The 22,463-nt window shown below is 57.9% G+C and carries 15 protein-coding genes and 2 tRNA genes; 12 read left to right on the forward strand and 5 right to left on the reverse strand.

Features of this window, described 5'->3' with window-relative positions:
- Positions 1-3 precede the first annotated feature (3 nt).
- From thyA to recD, 9 genes are all read left to right on the forward strand, one after another.
- Positions 4-798 (forward strand): thymidylate synthase, encoded by a 795-nt coding sequence (thyA, locus tag HB631_RS21185; RefSeq protein WP_213993165.1) that lies wholly within the window; start codon positions 4-6, stop codon positions 796-798.
- Between the two features lie 322 nt (positions 799-1,120).
- Entirely contained in the window at positions 1,121-1,600 is a 480-nt protein-coding gene (locus HB631_RS21190; RefSeq protein ID WP_213993166.1) for a prepilin-type N-terminal cleavage/methylation domain-containing protein, read from the forward strand.
- Positions 1,594-2,163: a prepilin-type N-terminal cleavage/methylation domain-containing protein gene (locus HB631_RS21195; protein ID WP_213993167.1), complete on the forward strand. Its 570-nt coding sequence runs from the start codon at positions 1,594-1,596 to the stop codon at positions 2,161-2,163. The genes HB631_RS21190 and HB631_RS21195 overlap by 7 nt, the downstream gene beginning before the upstream one ends.
- Positions 2,160-2,615, forward strand: coding sequence for a DUF2509 family protein (locus HB631_RS21200; protein ID WP_213993168.1), 456 nt, complete (start codon positions 2,160-2,162; stop codon positions 2,613-2,615). The genes HB631_RS21195 and HB631_RS21200 overlap by 4 nt, the downstream gene beginning before the upstream one ends.
- A gap of 55 nt (positions 2,616-2,670) precedes the next feature.
- Positions 2,671-3,036 carry a prepilin-type N-terminal cleavage/methylation domain-containing protein gene (locus HB631_RS21205; protein ID WP_213993169.1) on the forward strand — a complete coding sequence of 122 codons (366 nt, stop codon included), beginning with the start codon at positions 2,671-2,673 and terminating at the stop codon, positions 3,034-3,036.
- Positions 3,037-3,118: 82 nt separating this feature from the next.
- Positions 3,119-6,529 (forward strand): exodeoxyribonuclease V subunit gamma, encoded by a 3,411-nt coding sequence (gene recC, locus HB631_RS21210; protein ID WP_213993170.1) that lies wholly within the window; start codon positions 3,119-3,121, stop codon positions 6,527-6,529.
- A 19-nt stretch (positions 6,530-6,548) separates the two neighbouring features.
- On the forward strand, positions 6,549-9,434 hold the full coding sequence (ptrA, locus tag HB631_RS21215; protein WP_213993171.1) for a pitrilysin: 2,886 nt from the start codon (positions 6,549-6,551) through the stop codon (positions 9,432-9,434).
- 15 nt (positions 9,435-9,449) lie between these two features.
- Entirely contained in the window at positions 9,450-13,004 is a 3,555-nt protein-coding gene (gene recB / locus HB631_RS21220) for an exodeoxyribonuclease V subunit beta (RefSeq protein ID WP_213993172.1), read from the forward strand.
- Positions 13,001-14,860 (forward strand): exodeoxyribonuclease V subunit alpha, encoded by a 1,860-nt coding sequence (recD, locus tag HB631_RS21225; protein ID WP_213993173.1) that lies wholly within the window; start codon positions 13,001-13,003, stop codon positions 14,858-14,860. Before recB ends, recD begins: the two co-directional genes overlap by 4 nt.
- 123 nt (positions 14,861-14,983) lie before the next feature.
- On the opposite strand, the gene argA is transcribed toward recD, so the two are convergent.
- Complete coding sequence (gene argA / locus HB631_RS21230) at positions 14,984-16,318, reverse strand: amino-acid N-acetyltransferase (RefSeq protein WP_213993174.1); 1,335 nt, start codon at positions 16,316-16,318, stop codon at positions 14,984-14,986.
- A gap of 233 nt (positions 16,319-16,551) precedes the next feature.
- On the opposite strand from argA, the gene amiC reads away from it, so the two are divergent.
- The gene (gene amiC / locus HB631_RS21235; RefSeq protein WP_213993175.1) at positions 16,552-17,817 is read left to right on the forward strand and encodes an N-acetylmuramoyl-L-alanine amidase AmiC; all 1,266 of its coding nucleotides are present in this window, start codon (positions 16,552-16,554) and stop codon (positions 17,815-17,817) included.
- A 138-nt stretch (positions 17,818-17,955) separates the two neighbouring features.
- On the opposite strand, the gene HB631_RS21240 is transcribed toward amiC, so the two are convergent.
- A tRNA-Met gene (locus HB631_RS21240) sits at positions 17,956-18,032 on the reverse strand.
- A gap of 62 nt (positions 18,033-18,094) precedes the next feature.
- Positions 18,095-18,171: transfer RNA gene (locus HB631_RS21245), tRNA-Met, on the reverse strand.
- A 214-nt stretch (positions 18,172-18,385) separates the two neighbouring features.
- Between HB631_RS21245 and mltA the strand changes: the two genes are divergently transcribed.
- Both mltA and tcdA read left to right on the forward strand, forming a co-directional pair.
- A complete protein-coding gene (gene mltA, locus HB631_RS21250) occupies positions 18,386-19,552 on the forward strand; it encodes a murein transglycosylase A (protein WP_213993176.1) in 1,167 nt (388 codons plus the stop codon).
- A gap of 106 nt (positions 19,553-19,658) precedes the next feature.
- The gene (gene tcdA, locus HB631_RS21255; RefSeq protein WP_213993177.1) at positions 19,659-20,513 is read left to right on the forward strand and encodes a tRNA cyclic N6-threonylcarbamoyladenosine(37) synthase TcdA; all 855 of its coding nucleotides are present in this window, start codon (positions 19,659-19,661) and stop codon (positions 20,511-20,513) included.
- 114 nt (positions 20,514-20,627) lie between these two features.
- On the opposite strand, the gene csdE is transcribed toward tcdA, so the two are convergent.
- Positions 20,628-21,080 carry a cysteine desulfurase sulfur acceptor subunit CsdE gene (csdE, locus tag HB631_RS21260; protein WP_213993178.1) on the reverse strand — a complete coding sequence of 151 codons (453 nt, stop codon included), beginning with the start codon at positions 21,078-21,080 and terminating at the stop codon, positions 20,628-20,630.
- A gap of 71 nt (positions 21,081-21,151) precedes the next feature.
- A complete protein-coding gene (csdA, locus tag HB631_RS21265; protein ID WP_213993179.1) occupies positions 21,152-22,360 on the reverse strand; it encodes a cysteine desulfurase CsdA in 1,209 nt (402 codons plus the stop codon).
- Between the last annotated feature and the right edge of the window lie 103 nt (positions 22,361-22,463).

Genomic DNA, 22,463 nt, shown 5'->3' on the forward strand with positions numbered 1-22,463 from the left:
TACATGAAACAGTATTTGGAATTGATGAGGCAGGTACGTGAACAAGGCACGCCGAAAGCGGATCGTACCGGTACCGGCACGCTGTCGATTTTCGGCCACCAGATGCGCTTTAATTTGCAGCAAGGTTTTCCATTGGTGACCACCAAGCGGTGCCATCTTCGATCGATTATTTATGAGCTGCTGTGGTTCCTTAACGGCGATACCCATGTCGGTTATCTCCATGACCATAACGTTTCCATCTGGGACGAATGGGCCGATGGGGATGGCAATCTCGGTCCGGTTTACGGTAAACAGTGGCGCGCCTGGGGCGCGGCGGACGGTCGCCAAATCGATCAGCTAAGCCGGGTGCTTGAGCAACTGCGCCAGGATCCGGACTCGCGGCGTATCATCGTTTCCGCCTGGAATGTCGGGGAACTGGACCAGATGAAGCTGGCTCCCTGCCATGCGCTGTTCCAGTTTTATGTCGCCGACGGCACGCTTTCCTGCCAGCTTTACCAGCGCTCCTGCGATATTTTTCTCGGTCTGCCGTTTAATATCGCCAGCTATGCGCTGTTGCTGCATATGGTGGCGCAGCAATGCAGTCTGAAGGTGGGCGATTTTGTCTGGACCGGCGGCGATACCCATCTGTACAGCAACCATCTGGAACAGGCGGATTTGCAATTGACCCGCGAGCCGCGCCCTTTGCCGACGCTGGTGATTAAACGCAAGCCGGCATCGCTGTTTGATTATCGCTTCGAGGATTTCGATATCCAGGGTTACGATCCTTATCCCGCCATCAAGGCGCCGGTGGCGGTGTGATCGGAGATATAGTCCGCTGGCCCGACTGCTACAAATATGCTCGGAGTCAATGAGGCGGGGCAGGATGATAGGGGAGTAAACCGTCCACGCCAGGGATGGCGTGGATCGAGCCTACAAGGACGTATTCATGGCGTGTTTACGATCTAGCATCCTGTCCCGGCTGGTGCACGTTGTCAGCCCGGTGGGACAGCCTCTATAATTGCAATATTCCTCGCATTTTTTTGTCGTTTTACCTTCACTTCCTCGTTTGTTTGCGCGCTGCTTTGCTCCCTGGAATTAACCCCATGGCGTGACCGGGCGGGTTCACGTTACGCTTTGCGGTATGAAAAAACCTATTCCCTCGCAGCAGGGTTATACCCTGATTGAAATGATGCTGGTGCTGTCGCTGGTGGCATTGATAGCGCTTACCGGCGGTTTCTCCTGGCAACACTATCGTCACCAGTCCCGGTTGTCCGAGGCGGGGCAACAGATAGCGGATTTTTTATCGCGTTGGCAACTGCATGCGGTGCGTAATAATCACAGCTGCCGAATCGGGATAAAAACCGGCGCCGATGCGGAGCTTACCGCTGTCTGTCACTCCCGTCCGGATGAAAGGTTTCGGTTCCGGCCGCCGCTGGTCGATATCCGCCTGGAGGTGTCGTCACCGGGCTATCTCACCTTCAGGGGGCTGCACAATACCGCCACGCCTGCGCACGTGGCGATCAGCAATCCGGCCGGAAGCATCAAAATCATTGTCTCGGGAACCGGGCGGCTGCGTTTGTGCAGCGTCAAGGGGCGCTTTGGGGGAATTCCCCCATGTTAAAAATCGGACAATCAGGTTTCAGCCTAGCGGAAACCTTGTGTGGCATGGCGATAGTCAGCCTGGTGCTGCTATCCGCAATGCGGCTGTTACCGCTGATGTATGGGCAGTGTTATGGCGGTATTCAGCACCTGCGGCTGGTCCGGCAACTTGACCACAGTCTGTTGTTGCTTGAAAAAGATCTGCGGCGGGCCGGGTTATGTTCGCCATCCTGCGGACGTCCGGCGGTTACCCTCAGCCAGCGGCGCGGCGAGAGGCCACACTCTTGCCTGCTGGTGACTTACGCCTTTTTGCCCTCCTCGGGGGCAACCGTGGGGGGCGTGCTGGTAAACGAAACCTTCGGCTACCGGTTGCGGCGTGGGGCGCTGGAGACGCAGCGCGGCGTAACGCACTGCGACGGCCCGGGTTGGGTAAACATGCACGATCCCCGCTTATGGGTCATAAAGCAGGTGCGGTTTGACGCGGTGGCGGACAATGCCTATCGGGTAACCCTGACCGGCGCTGCGCGAAGCGCACCGGCAATCAGGCATCGTTCCAGCCGGATCATGGTGGGGCGCAACGGATGACCCCGACTGGTGAACAAGGCGGCGGGGCACTGGCGGTTCTGCCGATTCTGCTGGCTATCGGACTGTCAGCCATGCTGGGCTGGCAGCGTTTTTTGGATGCCTCGGTGGCCCTGATGCATGACGAGCAGCGTTATCTTGAAGCATTCCATCGGGCTGAATCCGCGCTGTCCTGGGCAATGACCATACCCTGGCGGGGGGAGGACGGCGAGTGCCGCCGCCCCGAAGGAGAAGCATTCAGGGCCTGCCTTTGCGCGCCGCGTCCGACGGTCGGTTGGGTGCTGCATGCACAAAGCGGCGCTCTTGACGATGCGCGTGTACTCGGAGAAATAAACCTGTATCGACGGGTGGCGCTAGACAGAATGAAAGTGGCACCCGGGGGGACGGACATGGAACGGCGAAACTGCATGCTGACGCCGCTGGCCAACGGCTGGCTGGATTTTTACCCTGGCTGAATATGCCCGGCCGAACATCCCGGGGGCGTTGTATCGATGGGAAAGGAGACAGTTTATGCATAACGGCGATGAGCGGGGCCTGGGCATGGCGGAAGCAATGGTGACGGTGCTGCTGTTTTCCATGATTGCCTTGGCCTTGATGGACTATCTGCAGGCGCTCAAGCAAAGCCAGGACGGACTGGTTCGGCGTCAGCAGGCGTTGACCTTCGCTCATCAGGGGCTGGAGCTTTACCGCCTTGAAGGGATGAATTTTTCATTGGACCTGCCTCCCGGCTGGCGATTGCATAGGAGAGAGCTGCCCCGTGGACCGGCATGCCGACGTGTAACCGTCGAAGTTCGGATCCCGTCGGGGCGCGGTGTGACGCTCAGCGAATGGTTCTGCCGGGAAAGCGACGGGAATGTTGCGGCCCATGGCCGCTGATGACAGCTTGTTTTCAGCGCCAATCCAGTTAAAGTGTCCCCATGAATAGCGGGAAGCGGCAGGGTAGGCTCGGAGGAGCGGCATGTTTAGAATTTACCACTCAAATCAGCTGGATTTGCTTAAGTCCCTGGCCGCTGCCTTGATTGAAGGCCAGCCGCTACCGGATCCTTTCCAGCCGGAAGTGATCCTGGTGCAAAGCACCGGGATGGCCCAATGGCTGCAAATGGAACTGGCGGCGCGTTTCGGCATTGCCGCCAATATCGAATTTCCGCTACCGGCCAGTTTTATCTGGCAAATGTTTACCCGCGTACTGCCGGATATTCCGGCCCAGAGCGCTTTTTCCAAAGACGCCATGACCTGGAAATTGATGGCGCTGTTGCCGCAGCTCTGCAAGCAGCCCGGCTTTGAGGTGATTTGCCGATATCTTGAAGACGATGATGACCAGCGCAAATGCCATCAATTCGCCGCCAGGCTGGCGGATCTCTACGATCAGTATTTGGTGTTCCGCCCCGACTGGCTGGAAATATGGCAACGGGGCGAACGGGTGACGGGACTGGGTGAAGAACAGGAGTGGCAGGCCCCGCTCTGGCTGGCATTGGTTGAGTATACCGAACGTGCGCAGCAATCCCCCTGGCACCGGGCCAATTTGTACCAGCGCTTCATTCAGGCACTGGAACAAACGGAACACTGCCCGCCGGGGTTACCGCCGCGCGTGTTCATCTGCGGTATATCCGCGCTGCCGCCCACCTATCTCCAGGCCTTGCAGGCGCTGGGGCGCCATATCGATGTTCATCTGTTATTCACCAACCCCTGTCGGTATTACTGGGGCGACATCCGCGATCGGACTTTTCTGGCCAGGCTGCAAAACCGCACGCGCGGCCACTATCAGGACCGGCTGGATAAAAATATTTTCCGTCGTCCCGAGCAGGCCGGCAGCCTGTTTAACGATGAAGGCGAGCAGGCCGTGGGTAATCCGCTGCTGGCCTCATGGGGAAAACTTGGGCGGGATAATCTTTACCTGCTCGCTCAGCTTGACAATACACAGGAAGTGGATGCGTTTGTCGACCCCGCCGACAACCGGCTGTTATCCCTGTTACAGCGGGATATCCTTGAGCTTGAAGACCATAGCGTGGTGGGGATGAGCGCCGAGACGCTAGGGAACAGCCGGGGAAAACGCCTGCTGGCGACCGATGACCGGACCTTGAGCCTGCATGTTTGCCACAGCCCGCAACGGGAGGTGGAAGTCTTGCATGACCAACTGCTGGCCATGATGAGCGCCGATGGGGAACTCTCGCCGCGAGACATTATCGTGATGGTGGCGGACATCGATCGTTATACCCCGGCAATCCAGGCGGTGTTCGGCAATATCGGCACCGGGCGCCATCTGCCGTTCGCCATTTCCGACCGGCGGGCGCGGCAGATTCATCCGGCGCTGCCGGCGTTCCTCACCCTGCTGGAATTGCCCCGCAGCCGTTTTGCCGCTGAACAGGTACTGGCGCTGCTGGAAGTCCCGGCCCTGGCCGCCCGTTTCTCCATCAATGAAGATGACCGGAAGCTGCTCAGGCAATGGGTGGACGAATCGGGCATCCGCTGGGGGCTGGACGACGAGAATATCCGCGAACTGATGCTGCCCGCCACCGGCCAGCATACCTGGCAGTTCGGCCTGGCGCGCATGTTGCTCGGTTATGCCATGGACAGCCATAGCGGCGATTGGCACGGAATATTGCCCTATGATGAATCCAGCGGATTGATTGCCGAACTGGTGGGCCACCTGGCGGAGCTGCTGGCACAGCTCAGGCGCTGGCGCGACATCTTGAGCCAGCCGCGGATGCTTGAGGATTGGCTGCCCTGTTGCCGGGCCTTGATAACCGATTTTTTCCTGCCGGATCCCGAAGCCGAGGTTGCCCTGGCGCTGCTTGAAAGCCAATGGCAACAAATTGTGCAGTTCGGTTTGCAGGCCGGACTTGGTCGACCTGTCGCCGTAACCCTGCTGCGGGACGAGTTATCCGCGCGCCTGGATCAAGAGCGTGTCAGCCAGCGGTTTTTAGCCGGTACCATCAATTTTTGTACCCTGATGCCGATGCGTTCCATCCCCTTCAAAGTAGTCTGCCTGCTGGGCATGAATGACGGCGTCTATCCCCGCTCGCTGCCGCCCATGGGGTTTGATCTCATGGCAAGGCAGCCCAGGCGCGGCGATCGCAGCCGCCGCGACGACGATCGTTACCTGTTCCTGGAGGCCATGCTCTCAGCGCAGCGGCGTTTTTATATCAGCTTTATCGGTCGCTCCATTCAGGACAATACCCCGCGCTATCCTTCGGTGCTGGTGAGCGAACTCACCGATTATATCGCCCAAAGTTTTTATCTGCCCGGGGATGAAGACGCTGATGTGGATACCAGCGCCGAACGTATACGGGAACATCTTTATCAATGGCATACGAGGATGCCGTTCGCGGCGGAAAACTTTATCGCCGGAGCCGAATTGCAAAGTTATGCCGCGGAATGGCTGCCCGCCGCCAGCGCCGGCGGCACGCCCCACCCCGAGTTTAGCCGGCCGCTGGTGAACCGGCCCATTACGATGCTGTCCTTCGACGACCTTAAACGCTTTTACAGCCATCCGGTGCGCGCCTTTTTTCAGCAGCGCCTGGGGGTCTATTTCCATCTTGAAGAGCGGGAACTTTCCGCCGACGAACCCTTTGTCATCGAGGGCCTGACGCGTTATCAGCTCAACGGTCAGTTACTGAATACCCTGATTGCCGACGAAGACCCCCGGCAGCTATACCGCAAGGTCCGTGCAGCCGGTTATCTGCCCTACGGCGCGTTCGGCGAGCTTTATTGGACCAGGCAGTGCGACGAAATGGCCCGGCTGGCCGAGACCGTGCGTGAACATCGCCGCGAGGAGGCGCCAAGTCAGGAAGTGCGCCTTATGCTGGGGGAGATTGAATTAAGCGGTTGGCTCTCCCAGGTGCAAAACGACGGTTTACTGCGCTGGCGCCCCGGCGTTTTGTCCATGAAGGACGGGTTGTCTTTATGGCTGGAGCACCTGGTCTGGTGTGCCATGGGCGGTGTGGGCGAGAGCCGGATGTTCGGCACCAAGGGGGAATGGCGATTTGCACCTTTATCTCCGGAGAGGGCAAAATCATTTTTACTTAGGCTGGTATCGGGTTATGTTCAGGGTATGGATTCCCCGTTGTTGTTATTGCACCGTTCAGGCGGCGCATGGCTTGATTATTGTTTTGACCGTGACAAAGGCGGAATCGACTGGAGCGAAGAACGCCAGCGCCCGGCACGGGACAAACTGTTGTATGCATGGCTTGGTGACGATTATCTGCCTGGTGATAGCCAGGATCCTTATATCCAGCGGCTGATGCGACAGCTGGACGGGGATCATGTCGAGGCGATAATCCAGGCCGCGCAAAATTATTTATTAACGCCGTTCAGCCTTAATCTGGCCGCGACATCGGAAAAGTCAAAGCGGCCAAGGGCGGCCCTGTAGGGATTTGTTGGAGAGTGGAATGCGAAGACTGGTTAGCGGATTATTAAGCGGTATTTTATTTAGCGTTTTTTGCTTTTCAACCGGTTGGGCCGCCACCGGCTGGCAACCCATCAAGGAGACCATTCAAAAAAGCAGCAAGGACGCCCGGCAATACCAGGCGATAAAATTAGCCAACGGTATGACGGTCCTGCTGGTCAGCGATAAACAGGCGGTGAAATCCCTGTCCGCCATTGCGGTGCCGGTGGGGACGTTGGAAAATCCCGATAGCCAGCTCGGGTTGGCCCATTATCTCGAACACATGATCCTCATGGGTTCCAAAAAATACCCCCAGCCGGACAACCTGTCGGAATTCCTGAAGAAGCATGGCGGCGATCATAACGCCAGTACCGCCGCCCACCGAACCGCTTTTTACCTCGAGGTGGAAAACAGCGCCCTGCTGCCGGCGGCGGATCGTCTGGCGGACGCCATTGCCGAACCGCTGCTGGACCCCGGCAGCGCAGACAAAGAGCGCCATGCGGTGAATGCCGAGCTCACGATGGGCCGCTCCAATGACGGTTTGCGCATGGCGCAAATCCGTGCTGAAACCATGAATCCGGCCCATCCCGCGGCCCGTTTCTCCGGCGGCAATCTTGAGACCCTGAGGGATAAGCCCGGCAGCAATCTGCATCAGGCGTTAACGGCGTTTTATCACCGTTATTATTCCGCCAATCTGATGGTGGCGGTGCTTTACGGAAACCAGCCGCTGCCGCAACTGGCGGCCATCGCCACCCAAACCTACGGGCGCGTCGCCAACCACAATGCCGCTGTGCCGCCCATTACCGTGCCGCCGGTGACTAAAAAACAAACCGGCATAGTGATCCATTACCAGCCGGTACAGCCGCAGAAAATGCTGCGGCTCGAATTCCCCATCGCCAATAACAGCAGGGCGTTCCGCAGTAAAAGCGATACCTATATTAGTTATCTGATCGGCAATCACAGCCCCAATACCCTGGCGGACTGGCTGCAAAAACAGGGCCTGGCGGATGCTATTGACGCCGGCGCGGATCCGATGGTGGATGGAAACGGCGGCGTTTTCTCCATTGCAGTTTCACTGAGCGATAAAGGCTTTGCCCAGCGGGATGAAGTGATCGCCGCAATTTTCAGTTATCTTAAGACCCTGCGCGATCGCGGCATCCAACGGCAGTACTTCGACGAAATCGCCCATGTGCTGCAACAGGACTTCCGTTATCCCATCATTACCCGCGATATGGATTACATTGAGTGGCTGGTGGATTCCATGCTCAAGGTGCCGGTACAGCATGTACTGGACGCGCCCTATCTGGCGGATCGTTACGATCCCAAGGCAATCGCCGCGCGTCTGGACGGCATGAAACCGGAAAATGCCCGTATCTGGTTTATCAGTCCCGACGAGCCTCACGACAAGATTGCCTATTTCATGAACGCGCCCTACCGGGTGGATCCCTTGACGCCGGAACACCTGGCGGACTGGCGGCAAAAACAACAAAAAATTGTTTTGTCGCTGCCGACCCTCAATCCGTTTATCGCCAGCGATTTTTCTTTGATTAAACCGGGCAAGACGCCTGAGCATCCTGAGACCCTCATCGATAAGCCCGGACTGCGTCTGCTGTATATGCCCAGCCGTTATTTCGCCGATGAACCACGGGCAGATATTACGTTGAATTTCCGCAATGCCAACCTCATGGACACCCCCCGGGATCAGGTGCTGTATGCCATGAATGATTACATCTCCGGCCTGAATCTGGCGGAGCTGAGTAATCAGGCCTATGTGGGCGGCATTAATTTCTCAACCTTTGAGAGCGACGGATTGACCGTCAAAGCCAGCGGTTATACCCAGCGGCTGCCGCAACTGGTGATAAGCCTAATCGAACGTTATGCCTCATTCACACCCACCGAAGACCAGTTGACCCAGGCCAAGACCTGGTATCGCCAGCAGCTTGACGGCACCGATCGGGGCAAGGCCTATTCCCAGGCGGTCATTCCGGCCAGGGTCTTATCCGAATGGCCCTATGTGGAGCGGGACGAACGGCGGGGGCTGATTGACGGCATTACGGTGCAGGATTTGGTTGATTACCGCCAGAAATTATTTAAACCCGCCGCGCTGGAAATGCTGGTGGTGGGCAACATGACGCCACAGCAGTCCGCAGCGCTGGCGGATCAGTTGAAAAAACACGTCGGTTGGACCGGTATCCGCTGGCAACGAACCCCAAAAGTGGAAATCAGGCAACCGCAGCGGGCGTTGATTCAAAAAAACGGCGGCAGCACCGATTCGGCGCTGGCGGCAGCCTATGTGCCCACCGGTTACGATCGGATTCAAGGCATGGTCAATAGCTACATGCTGTCGCAGATTGTCGAGTCCTGGTTTTATCAGCAATTGCGGACCCAGGAACAATTGGGTTATGCCATCTTTATGACGCCGCTTTTTATCGGCGATCAGGGCGGCATCGAATTTGTGCTGCAAAGCGGCACCAGGCAACCCGCTTATCTTTATGAACGTTTCCAGGCGTTTTTCGCCCAGACCGAACAGCGTTTGCGCGCCATGTCTCCGGCGGATTTCGAACAATACAAACAGGGCGTCATCAGCCAGCTGTTACAGCAGCCGCAGACATTGGGCGAAGAAGTAGATCAATATACCGATGAGATGGCCCGGGACAATACCGCTTTCGACACCCGTGATAAAGTGGTGGCGGGGCTGCGGCAATTGACCCTGGACCAGATGGTGGCGTTTTACCATCGGGCGGTGATAGAGCCGCAGGGACTGGCGCTGTTGTCGCAAATCAGCGGCCAGAGTCACGACCCGGTATCTTTCGCCGCGCCCCAAGGCTGGACGCTGTATCCGAACGCAGCGTCGCTGCAAAAAACCTTGCCGCTTATCCGGCCTCAATAAAGGAATCCCTTATCCTTGACCCCGTTGACACTTGATCCGCTGACCCTGCCGCTGCAGGGGGCGAGCCTGATAGAGGCCTCGGCGGGCACCGGAAAAACCTATACTCTGGCGGCGCTGTATCTGCGCCTGCTGCTGGGTTTGGGACAACAGGCGGCTTATCCCCGCCCGTTAAGCGTGGAAGAGATCCTGGTGGTGACCTTTACCGAAGCGGCCACCGAGGAGCTGCGGGGCCGCATTCGTGAAAATATTCATCGTTTGCGGTTGGCCTGCGCGCGCGGCGGAAGCCAAAACCCGTTATTCAGCAGCCTGCTGGAGCAGATACCCGATACCGATTATGCCGCCCGTCTGCTGTTGGCGGCGGAACGCCAGATGGACGAAGCGGCGATTTATACCATCCATGGTTTCTGCCAGCGGATGCTCAGCCACAGCACCGTTGAATCCGGACTGTTGTTTCAGCAGACCCTGGTGGAGGACGAATCGGAGTTGCGGCGTCAGGTGTGCGCCGATTTCTGGCGCCGCCATTGCTACCCGCTGCCGGTGGCCGTGGCAAGGGTCATCAATAAAGACTGGGACGGTCCGCAAAAGCTTCTGGCGGAATTGCTGCCTTATTTGCAGGGTGAGGCGCCGGTGGTGCGCAACCCGCCGGAAAAGACCGAATCCATCCTCCAGCGCCATGAGCGGATCATTGCCCGTATCGATGAACTCAAACGGCGCTGGCGTCAGGCCGCTCCCGAACTGTTTCCGCTCCTGAGCGGATCGGGGGTGGATAAACGCACCTATAGCAGTAAAAACCTGCCGGCGTGGTTGGAAAAAATCTCTCTTTGGGCCGCTGCGCCCACCGAGGATTATGACGTGCCAAAGGAGCTCGAACGATTCCGGCAATCGGTGCTCGAGGCTAAAACCCTCAAGGGAACGCCGCCTAACCATTGGATGTTCGACTACATCGATGAATTCTTGCGGCAGACGCTTACCCTGCGTGAATTGATTTTTGTGATGGCGCTGGATGAGCTGCGCCTGGCGTTGGAGCAGGAGAAAAGGCTGCGGGGAGAAATGGGTTTTGACGATTTGCTGAGCCGTTTCGACCAGGCGTTGCACGGCCCCGGGGGGGAGGCGCTGGCGCTGTCGGTTCGCCGGCGGTATCCGGTGGCGTTGATCGATGAATTCCAGGATACCGACCCGCAGCAGTATCGTATTTTCCGCTGTCTCTACCAAGGGCAGCCTGACTGCGGGCTGGTGCTGATAGGGGATCCCAAGCAGGCGATTTATGCGTTTCGCGGCGCGGATATATTCACCTATATGCGCGCCAAGAATGAGGTGAGCGCCCACTATACTTTGGACACCAATTGGCGCTCGTCGCAGGCCATGATCAATGGGGTAAACCGGCTGTTTCAGTCCCTGCCGCTGCCGTTTATCTTTGATCAGATTCCCTTTTTGCCGGTGCGTGCCGCCGCGGACAACCACGGGCTGGCGCTGGAAATTGATCGGCAGGTCCAGCCGGCCCTGCAGCTGTGGCTGCAGCCGGGGGACGGTGTGGGTGTAAGTGAGTACCAGCATCTGATGGCGCGCCACTGCGCCGCCACCATTCGCCATTGGCTAAGCGCAGGTCAGGAAGGCCGGGCCGCCCTGGTGGGTCCCAAAGGGCGAAAGACGCTGCAGGCTTCCGATATTACGATACTGGTGCGTAACCGCAATGAAGCGGCGCTTATTCGCGATACCTTAAGCGCGCTGTCGATTCCGGCGGTGTATTTGTCCAATCGCGACAGCGTGTATGAAACCCCCGAAGCGCGGGAACTGCTCTGGCTATTGCAGGCGATACTGATCCCGGGGCAGGACAGCGCCCTACGCTGCGCGCTGGCCACCAGCCTGATGGGACTGGATGCGCCGGCCATTGAAGAAATCAACAATAACGGGCCGGCATGGGATGCCCTGGTGGATGAGTTCGCCGGGTATCGCCAGGTCTGGCGGCAGCGCGGCGTGCTGCCGATGCTGCGTCAGCTGATGATTCGTCACCGCATGGCGGAAAATCTGCTGGCCTCGGTGAACGGCGAGCGGCGTTTAACGGACCTGATGCATCTGGCGGAGCTATTGCAGGAGGCCTCGGCGACGCTGGAAAATGAGCACGGGCTGGTACGCTGGCTGGCATTGCAGATTGAATTGCCCGATACCCAGGCTGAAAACCAGCAGCTAAGGCTGGAAAGCGATCGCCATCTGGTACGAATAATCACCGTGCATAAGTCCAAAGGGCTGGAATTTCCCATTGTGTTCCTGCCGTTTATTGCCGATTTCCGCCAGCAGAAACGTCCGCTGTTCCACGATCGCCGCGATTTTCAGGCCTGGCTGGATCTCTCCGGGTCCGCCGAGAGCCTGCAGTTGGCGGAGGAAGAGCGCCTGGCGGAGGATCTTCGCCTGCTCTACGTGGCGGTGACCCGTTCCATCTATCACTGCGGCATCGGTATCGCCCCTCTGTTTCGCGGCGGACGGAGCAAAACCGGCAAATCCGATTTGCACCAGGGTGCGCTGGGTTATCTGGTCCAGCGGGCTGAGGCCTGTGACGCCGCCGGGCTTGAGACCCATTTGCAGACTCTGGCGGCGCAGGACATCGCCGTGACCGTTATCGGCCAGCCTGATGCGCAGCCCTGGCGACCGCAGGATGGCGCCTTGCAGCATCTGGCGGCCCGGGACTATCGGCCGCGGGCCGCGGAAAATTGGCGTGTGACCAGCTATTCCGGCTTACAGCAGCATGGCGGCGGTTCATCGCTGATGGATCTGCAGCCCAGGCTGGACAGCGACGCGGTGGGGGAACGGCAACAGGACGCGGAACCGGTCCTCTCCCCCCATACCTTCCCCCGCGGCGCGTCGCCGGGGACATTTCTGCACGGCCTGTTTGAAACCGTGGATTTCAGCCAGCCGCTGGATCCGGTCTGGCTGGATGCGCAGCTTTTGCAAAACGGTATTGATGAACGCTGGCAGCCGATCCTGGCCCGTTGGCTGACGGATGTGCTGCACGCGCCCCTCAACGGGGACGGTGTCCAACTGTCCCGGCTGGCGCCGGGGGACCGGCAGGCCGAGCTACAATTCTATCTTCCCATCGAGGCGCTCCTCACCGCCGGCGAGCTTGATGCGCTGTGCAAACGTTATGATCCCCTGTCCGCCGCCTGTCCGCCGCTGAGCTTCCCCCAGGTCAAAGGCATGCTGAAAGGCTTTATCGATTTGGTTTTTCGCTACGATGGCCGCTACTACCTGCTGGATTATAAATCCAACTGGCTGGGGGAGGATAAGGCCGCCTATACGCCCCAAGCGATGCAGGGTGCCATGGCCGAGCACCGCTATGATTTGCAATACCAGCTTTATACCCTGGCATTGCACCGTTACCTGCGGCATCGTCTGCGGGATTATGATTACGGCCGCCATTTCGGCGGGGTATTTTATGTGTTTTTACGCGGCGTCTCACCGGACAATCCTGGTGACGGGGTGGTGTTCCGACGTCCCGAACCGGCATTTGTCGATGCGCTGGACGCCCTGTTCGGCGGGGTAATGCTTACACCGGCGGAGCCTGAGGCGAACAAATGAATTCTCTTTTTGAGCAGGTGCGGCAACTGCGACTTTGGCGTCCCCTGGATATCCAGTTCGCCCGCATGCTTGCCGCGCCGGACGAGATAGCCCTGATGCTGGCCTGCGCCTGCCTCAGCGCCGACGCCGGAGCCGGACACGTCTGTCTGCCGCTAATGCGCCTGTCCCCCGACCGGCTGTTTGACGGTCGTTATCCCGAACTGGCCCGCCGCGCCTGGCGGCTTGCCGGCGAACCATCCCTGGAAGACTGGCGGAGGATATTACTGGACTCCGCGGCGGTAAGCGACGGTTCACGGCCCACGCCCCTGGTGCTGGATAACCAGCGGTTATATTTGCAGCGCATGTGGCAAAATGAATGCCGGGTGGCGGATTTCTTCAACGCTATCCGGCCCGTGGTCCTGGAGGATGAAGCGGCGGTCGGGCAAGTGTTGCAGCGCTTTTTTCCCACCGCCGAAGGCGTACCTGATTGGCAGAAAGTGGCGGCGGCGGTGGCCGTCAGCCATCCGGTTTGCCTGATTTCCGGCGGACCCGGCACCGGAAAAACCACAACGGTGGCTAAAATACTGGCGTCACTGGTGGTGCTGGGGGAGGGCCGGCGCATGCGAATCCAACTGGCGGCGCCCACCGGCAAGGCGGCGGCTCGTCTGAGCGAGTCCCTGGGCGACGCTCTGGAAACTCTGGGCCTTGATCAGGAGCAAAAGCGGTTGTTTCCGCCGGAGGCGGTGACGTTGCATCGTCTGTTGGGGGCACAGCCCAACAGCCAGCGTTTACGTTATCACCGTGGCAATCCGCTGCATGTGGACGTATTGGTGGTGGACGAGGCCTCCATGGTGGATCTGCCGATGATGGCAAATCTGATTGCCGCGCTGCCGGCGCAGGCCAAGGTGATTTTTCTCGGCGACCGCTGCCAATTGGCCTCGGTGGAGGCGGGCGCGGTGCTGGGGGATATCTGTTATTTTGCCGAAAACGGCTACAGCGCGGCCCGTAATGAGCAACTGGCGCGGTTGACCGGCTGTGTCCTGCCCCCCTGCAACGACGGAACGGGGCCCGCGACCGGGGACAGCCTGTGCCTGCTGCGTAAAAGTTACCGGTTCGACGATCGTTCCGGCATCGGCCGGCTGGCCAATGCGGTCAATGCCGGGGACGCTGCCGGTTCTCTGGCGTTATTGCACGGTGGACAGGATGCGGATGTGCGCTATGCTCCGGTTCGGGACGGCGATGACTACCGGCGACTGCTGACCGGGGTAGTCGAAGGTTATCGGGATTATCTGTCGCGGGTCAAGGCCGGCGAAAGCCCCGAGATTATTCTCAAGGCGTTTAATCAATTCCGCTTGTTATGCGCCCTGCGGGAAGGGCCGTTCGGCATAACCGGATTAAACAGCCGCATTGAGCAGGCCCTGGCCCTGGCCGGGCTGATTCATCCGCCGGCGGACTCTCTGGCAAAGGGATATGCCGGACGTCCGGTGATGATCGTGCGCAATGCTCCTTCCCTTGGACTCTACAATGGTGATATCGGCATTATGCTCACCGATGAATCGTCGGAATTGCGGGTCTATTTCTCCTTGCCCGACGGTAGGCCCAAACCGGTTCCCCTCAGCCGGTTGCCCGAGCATGAGACCGCTTTCGCCATGACGGTGCATAAATCCCAGGGATCGGAATTCGATCATACGGCATTGGCGCTGCCCAATCAGCTGTTGCCGGTGTTGACCAGGGAGCTGTTATATACCGCCATTACCCGTGCTCGTCGGTGTCTGTCCCTTTATGCCAATGATGACGTATTGAGCTATGCCATCGCCACGCCGACCCTGCGGCGCAGCGGCCTTATTGACCGCTTACGGAAGGGGATGGGCGGCTAGGAATGGTTTGCACGCTGTTGTCCGCGTTTTTATCCATGGTTTTTTATGCATGGCTTTTTATTCATAGCTCTTTATAGATAGTTTTTTATATATAACTTTTTATATATAAAAAGGGGGGCCGATTCAGCTATCAAGCAGGTCGGTCACCAAAATTTTGGAGCGGCGGTGGTAATTATAAAGCGCCTGTTTTTGCCGCGGCAGCACTTCCACCTCCGCCGGCGTAAAACCACGCTCCTGAAACCAGTGTATGCTGCGGGTGGTGAGCACAAACAGCTTCTTCAGCCCCATTTGGCGGGCCTGCTGGGCGATACGCTGCAAGAGCATCTCCCCGCGCGAGGAACTTCGGTAATCGGGATGCACCGCCACACAGGCCATTTCACCGACCTGTTCCTCGGGGAAAGGGTATAAGGCGGCGCAGGCGATGGTCAGATTATCCCGTTCGATAATGGTGAATTTATCGATTTCCATCTCCAGCTGTTCCCGGGAACGGCGCACCAGAATCCCCTGCTGTTCCAACGGGCGTATCAGCTCCAGAATACCGCCGATATCGTTAATGGTCGCCCGGCGAACCTGTTCGGCGCTTTCCATAACAATCTGTGTGCCGATGCCTTCGCGGGAAAACAGCTCCTGCACCAGCGCGCCGTCGTCCTGGTAGCTTATTAAATGACAGCGTCGTACACCGCTGCGGCAGGCTTTGACCGCTCCGCGTAAAAAACGGATTGTGCCGGAGTAATAATCGCCGGTTTTTTCCAATACATCGATATGCTGTTGCGCATCGTTGGGAAACAGCTCGGAGATGATCTCTCCCTTGTCGTCAATAACCCCCTGTGAAGAGCAAAAACCGATCATCTTTTCCGCTTTAAGCTTAATCGCCAGCTGGGTGGCCACTTCTTCCGCCGTAAGATTGAAACTTTCTCCGGTAACGGATACCGCCACCGGCCCCAGCAGCACAATGGCGTTGCTGTCCAACTGACGATGTATGGCTTCGTCATCGATGCGGCGGATCCGTCCGCTGTGACAATAATCCACCCCGTCATCGACGCCAAGAGGCTGCGCGATGATGAAATTGCCGCTCACCACATTGATGTGGGCGCCCTGCAGCGGCGTATTGTTCAGGCTCATGGATAAACGGGCGGTAATATCCAATTGCAGCAAACCCGCCGCCTGCTTCACCAGCTCGAGAGTCGGGGCATCGGTGACCCGGGTATGCTTATGGTAAATAGGCTCCAGATGATGCACCGCCAGATTGGCGTCAATCTGCGGACGCGCGCCGTATACCAGCACCAGACGGATGCCCAGGCTATGAAGGAGACCGATATCGTTGACGATATTGGCGAAGTTTTCATGTTCTATGGCTTCACCGCCCAGCATGACGACAAACGTCTTGCCACGATGCGCGTTGATATAGGGAACTGAGTGGCGAAAGCCCTGGACCAGTTCAGTACTACGTTCCTTCACGGCAAACCCTCTGTGAATGATTATTCGGATTTTGTGTATTTTTATGCTATTAACGCCAGGATGGCAAGCGGCATTTATCGCCAATTTCCTTTGTAAAGAAAGGAAAATTAACCCTCGGCACATAAGCATAGAGGGTTTTGGGGATGACAGAAACCGGCAGTTTAGCTAAAGTTTTCAGCCTTAACTAAAAAAACCTGATTTATCATTAGAATAGCTTCAACTATTGGGGGTTCATGCCAGATCATGATTTTATGCCTTCTCGCCGCCTTTTGTTAAAGGGTACGGCCGCCGCCTGGCTATTAAGTTTCAGCCGGGCGGGCATCGCCGCGCCGGTGACGCTGATTGCAGTACGTATCTGGCCGGCCACCAGCTATACCCGCATAACGCTGGAATCCCTGGCGTCCCTGCAATACCGGCATTTTATGCTGCGTGATCCCCATCGGCTGGTACTGGATATCCAGGGAATGCATTTGAATGGGGTAATGCAGGGTGCCGGTGCATTGGTGAAAGAACAGGATCCCTATATCCGGCGGGTAAGGGCAGGGCAGTTCAACAGCAATACCGCCCGGCTGGTGGTGGAACTCAAACAACCGGTGGATCCGCGTTTTTTAACCCTGTCGCCGGTGGCCGGTTTCAAGCATCGTTTAGTGATGGATCTGTATCCAAAGGCCGGCGGACGGGGCGCCGTGCAGGACGATCCGCTGCTGGCGCTGCTGGAGGATTATAACCAGGGGGATCTGTCTCGCAGTTTGCCGCCGGCATCCCGGGCGCCGCGGGCGGGCAAGGCGGGCCGGGATCGGCCCATCGTGATTATGCTGGATCCCGGTCATGGCGGCGAGGATCCGGGGGCCATCGGCAAGAGACGTACCCGTGAAAAGGATATTGTCCTTAAAATAGCACGGCATTTGCGGGCGTTAATTGAACGCGAAGCCCACATGAAAGTCTATATGACCCGCAACGAGGACGTCTTTATCCCCCTTAAGGTCCGGGTCGCCAAAGCGCGCAAACTTCGCGCCGATCTGTTTGTTTCCATCCACGCCGACGCGTTTACCGACCGATCCGCCCGCGGCGCCTCGGTATTTGCCCTGTCAACCAAAGGCGCCACCAGCGCCGCCGCCCGTTTTCTGGCGCAGACACAAAATGCCGCCGATGAAATAGGCGGCGTCGGCAAGAGCGGCGATCGTTATCTGGACCATGTTCTGTTTGATCTTGTGCAAACCGCCACCATTACCGATAGCCTGAAATTCGGCCGGCAGGTATTGGGTCGACTGGGTAAAATCGCCCATTTGCATAAAAATACCGTCGATCAGGCCGGTTTCGCCGTGCTTAAAGCGCCGGATATCCCTTCAATTCTGGTGGAGACCGGCTTTATCAGCAATATCGATGAGGAGCGCAGATTGACTACCACGCGATATCAACAGCAGGTGGCGGAGTCGATATTGGCTGGAATCAAGGCATATTTTGTGGCGGGGGGCGTCTTGGCGCATCGTGACGGATGACTAAAGCACAAAAATCGCCTTAAAAAAAAGGCCGGTTAATTTATTATCAGACAATGAGGTATTAAACGCTTGACTGTCAGAGGGTTGAATGTGAGATGCCTGCTTGAGGCTGGGTTCTTGAGGCTTATTTCTTGAAGTTGGTTGCGGGGGCCGGATTTGAACCGACGACCTTCGGGTTATGAGCCCGACGAGCTACCAGGCTGCTCCACCCCGCGTCCGATTATGACATCTGTGAGCAGTCAGATGTTGACTTCGTACGGTATGACGTTCTGTTAATTGGTTGCGGGGGCCGGATTTGAACCGACGACCTTCGGGTTATGAGCCCGACGAGCTACCAGGCTGCTCCACCCCGCGTCCGTGGATGCGCACTATACTCCGGACAGCATCTGATGCAACCCCTTTTTGCGATTAATCCCTTAGAATAATGATTTTTGTTTAAACAGGGGCGTTTTTGCTGGATTTATAGCCATATCCCACTGTTCTTTTTGAATTAATGCATTTATCTATTGAAAAACGTTTGCTATCTTTCGCCCTAAACGCAAGCACATGGTTTCAACATGAGAATAATATGAACAAGCATTGGCTAAGCTATCTTTCCATCGGTCTGGTTATCGCCATTCTGGCCGGATGTTCGTCCCGACCCACCGAACGCGGACAGCAGTATAAAGATGGTCGTCTTACGGAGCCTTTTGGGCTGGTGAACGAACCCAACGCCAAAGGGCGTCCGGTCAATGCCAAGGATTTTGCCGATCAGGTGACGCAAACTCAATATGCCGCCGCCGGGCTTTATAATCGCAATTATGCCGATTACGACGCGATCAAGCGCTGGGCGATGGCGGGAGCCGATACCCGGCAGCTGAGTCAATTCGGTATAAAAGCTTTCCAGATGGAGGGTGTGGATAATTACGGTAACGTCCAGTTCACCGGCTATTATACCCCGGTGATTCATGCCCGCTATACGGCGCAAGGGGAGTTTCAATATCCTTTATACCGTATGCCGCCGCGCGGGGCCAAGCGCCGGTTGCCGGATCGCGCGGCCATTTATGCCGGTGCCCTTGAAGGTCGCGGTCAGGCTATCGCCTACAGCAATTCGATGCTGGATAACTTCCTGATGGAAGTCCAGGGCAGCGGTTATGTGGATTACGATGACGGGCGGCCGATGATGTTTTTCGGTTACGGCGGCAATAACGGCCGTCCTTATCGCAGCATCGGCAAAATACTTATCGACCGCGGGGAAGTGGCGCGGGAAAATATGTCGATGCAGGCGATACGACAATGGGCCGCCCGTCATAGCCCGTCTGAAGTGCAGGAGCTGTTGGAACAAAACCCCTCCTATGTGTTCTTTAAGCCGATTCCCTTCGCGCCGGTTAAAGGCGCCAGCGCCGTGCCCCTGATAGCCAAAGCATCGGTGGCGTCGGACCGTTCCCTGGTGCCGTCGGGAACCACCCTGCTGGCGGAAGTGCCGTTACTGGACGATAACGGGAAGTTTACGGGCAAATATGAAATGCGCTTGATGATAGCGCTGGATGTCGGCGGCGCCATTAAAGGACAGCATTTCGATATTTACCAGGGGATTGGCCCGCAGGCGGGACAGGCCGCCGGCTACTACAATCATTATGGCCGGGTGTGGGTGCTGAAAGGTACGGGGTCGCTGAACGGCGGACCGTTAATGATCGGCAATAGCGGCACGCCTGCCGCCCAGGCCAATACCGTGCAGGTCAGTTACGATAACTGAATGGCGATTACCGGCCAGGTGTATGGGTCGGGACAGGGTAATAGATAGTAAACACGCCGTGAACCCATCCCTGGGGGAAAGAGCTTTTTCATTCGAGGTTTCAGTCATGAGCGGGCAGTATTCAGACGGATATTTACAACGTTTCGGCGGCACCGCCCGGTTATACGGTCAGGAAGCGCTGGCGGTGTTTCACCGCGCCCATGTTTGCGTGATCGGTATCGGCGGCGTGGGATCCTGGGCTGCGGAAGCGCTGGCGCGCACGGGGATTGGCGCGTTAACCTTGATCGATATGGACGACGTTTGCGTCACCAATACCAACCGGCAGATTCATGCGCTGCGGGAACAGGTGGGACGGCCTAAAACCGTGGTGATGGCCGCGCGTATCGCCTCCATCAACCCCGAATGCGTCGTCACCTGTGTTGATGATTTTATTACCGCGGACAACGTCGCCGCTTTGCTGGATCGCGGGTTTGATTATGTTATCGACGCTATTGACAGCGTGCGGCCGAAAGCGGCCCTGTTGGCCTATTGCCGGCGCAATAAAATCCCGGTGGTGACCATCGGCGGCGCCGGCGGGCAAATCGATCCCACGCAAATACGCGTCGCCGATTTGGCTAAAACCATTCAGGATCCGCTGGCGGCAAAATTGCGTGAGCGTCTCAAGCACGATTTTAACGTGGTGAAAAGCAGCAAGGGCAAGCTGGGTATCGATTGCGTGTTTTCCACTGAGCATCTGGTCTATCCGCAGCCGGACGGGACGGTGTGCGCGTCCCCTTCCACCGCCGAGGGGCCAAAACGCATGGATTGCGCCTCGGGTTTTGGCGCGGCCACCATGGTAACCGCCAGCTTCGGTTTTATTGCGGTTTCCCATGCGCTGAAAAAGATGCTGGCCCGCCAGGCCCGGCTGGCTGAAGTCACAACGCCGCCGGAGTCACAGACCGAGCCTGATCACGTGCAATGAGCGGTCATCGGCGGCGGACAGGAGTCCCGGCGCTTTCGTCAACCGCCGTGCCGGCGCCCACGTCACCCTCTCGGGATGTCATTGTCGACAAAAGCTTCAAACTCTCCGCCCCTATCATCCGGCGAGGTAGCTATCGACAATAGCGTTGATTCGACCGGCAATAGCCGCCAGCCCGCCGGCCCGGCTGGCGCTGAGTTCAGCCCGCAGGCCCAGGGCATCGAACGGCGCCAGTGGGTCCTGTCCGGCTAATTGTTGCGGGGTTTTGCCTTCCACCGCCGTCAGTACGATAGCCAGCAGTCCTTTAACGATACGGCCGTCGCTGGCGGCATAAAAATGCAAACTACCGTCCTCCAGCCGCACATGGCCGAGCCAGACGCGGTTCTCACATCTCGTCAGGGCGTTTTCGGGGGTCTTTAATGCCTCCGGCAATTCCGGCAGAGCCTTGGCCAGTAAAATAATTTGTCGCAGGCGGTCTTCCCATCGATGGCAGCGGGAGAAGCGCTCCTTGACTTCTTCAAGAGTAATAGCGTGGCCGAAGGGGTGCCGGTCCGATGTCGATTCATTCATGGCGTCAATTCTTCCGTTGGTTCTTTCGTTCTTTATCGTTGATATTAGGCCAGTAAAGGGTCCGGCGATCATTAATCCCGCAGCAGAGTCAGCGCTTTTTCCACCGCCGCCGCCAGCCGGTCGACATCCCGGCGGGTATTGTAAGGGGCGAACGAGGCGCGCAGCGTGCCGGTAACCCCCAGCGCCGCCATCAGCGGCTGGGCACAGTGCTGCCCGGCGCGAAGGGCAATGCCTTCTTGCGCCAGTATCATGGCGATATCCTGATGATGAATACCGGCAAAATCGAACGAGAGCAGGCTGGTGCCGGGGCAACGAAAGGCGCGAAAGCCCGGCAGCGCCGACAGGCGCTCTTGCGCTAAATCCGCCAGGGAACCGCTGTAGCGCTCCGCCGCCTCCCAATCTTGCTGTGAAAGCCACTCCAGGGCGGCGCTCAGCCCAATCACGCCGGCAATATTCGGCGTGCCGGCCTCAAAGCGCTGCGGGGCGGCCAAAGGGGTGAAACCCTCGAAAGTGACCGCGCTGAGCATTTTACCGCCCCCTTGCCAGGGCGGCATCTGCGCCAATAACCGCGGTTTGCCGTACAGCACGCCAATCCCGGTGGGACCATAAAGCTTGTGGCCTGAAAAAGCATAAAAATCTATATCGTCTTTAATGACATCCGGCGGCCGGTGCACCGCTCCCTGGGCGCCGTCCAGCACGATAACCGCCTGGGGATAACGGCGGGTGAGGGCGGTTATCGCCGTTAAATCCGGGCACCCCCCGGTCACATTTGACATTTGCGTCACGGCAACCACACGGGTACTGTCGTTCAATAAACTCGCCAGAGCGGCGGGCGAGGGCAGTAGATCCGTACCCAGCGGCCATTTAACAACCTTGGCGCCGGTTTGTTGCGCCACCATCAGCCAGGGCACCAGATTGGCATGATGCTCGGTTTCGCTGACGATAATCTCGTTCCCCGGACTCAGGCGCGGGCGGGCGTAACTTTGCGCCACCAGGTTGAGTGATTCGGTGGTGCCGCGCGTCCAAACCACGCTGTCCGGATCCGGCGCATGCAGCCAGTTCGCCACCTGCCGCCGGGCCTGCTCATAACGGGCAGTGAGGGAAACCGCCGCCGCATATTGGCTGCGGTGTACATTGCCGCTGTCATGGCGATAAAACGCCTCGGTGGCCGCAATGACCGCCTCGGGTTTCAATGCGGTGGCGGCGCTGTCCAAATACACCACTTCATCGTTGAGCGCCGGGAATTGCCCCCCGAAAGTCATGAAATCAAATTCACGCATTACCATGCTCTCACTGTCATAAAATTACAGACTTGTCCTATTATCGCCGTCTATGACGAGGAAGCGGCAGGATTTAATCCCGTTTTGTGGAAAAATGACGATT

Origin of the sequence: Sodalis sp. dw_96 (assembly GCF_018449575.1) — a bacterium.
In the GTDB taxonomy this organism is placed as follows: Bacteria; Pseudomonadota; Gammaproteobacteria; order Enterobacterales; family Enterobacteriaceae; genus Acerihabitans.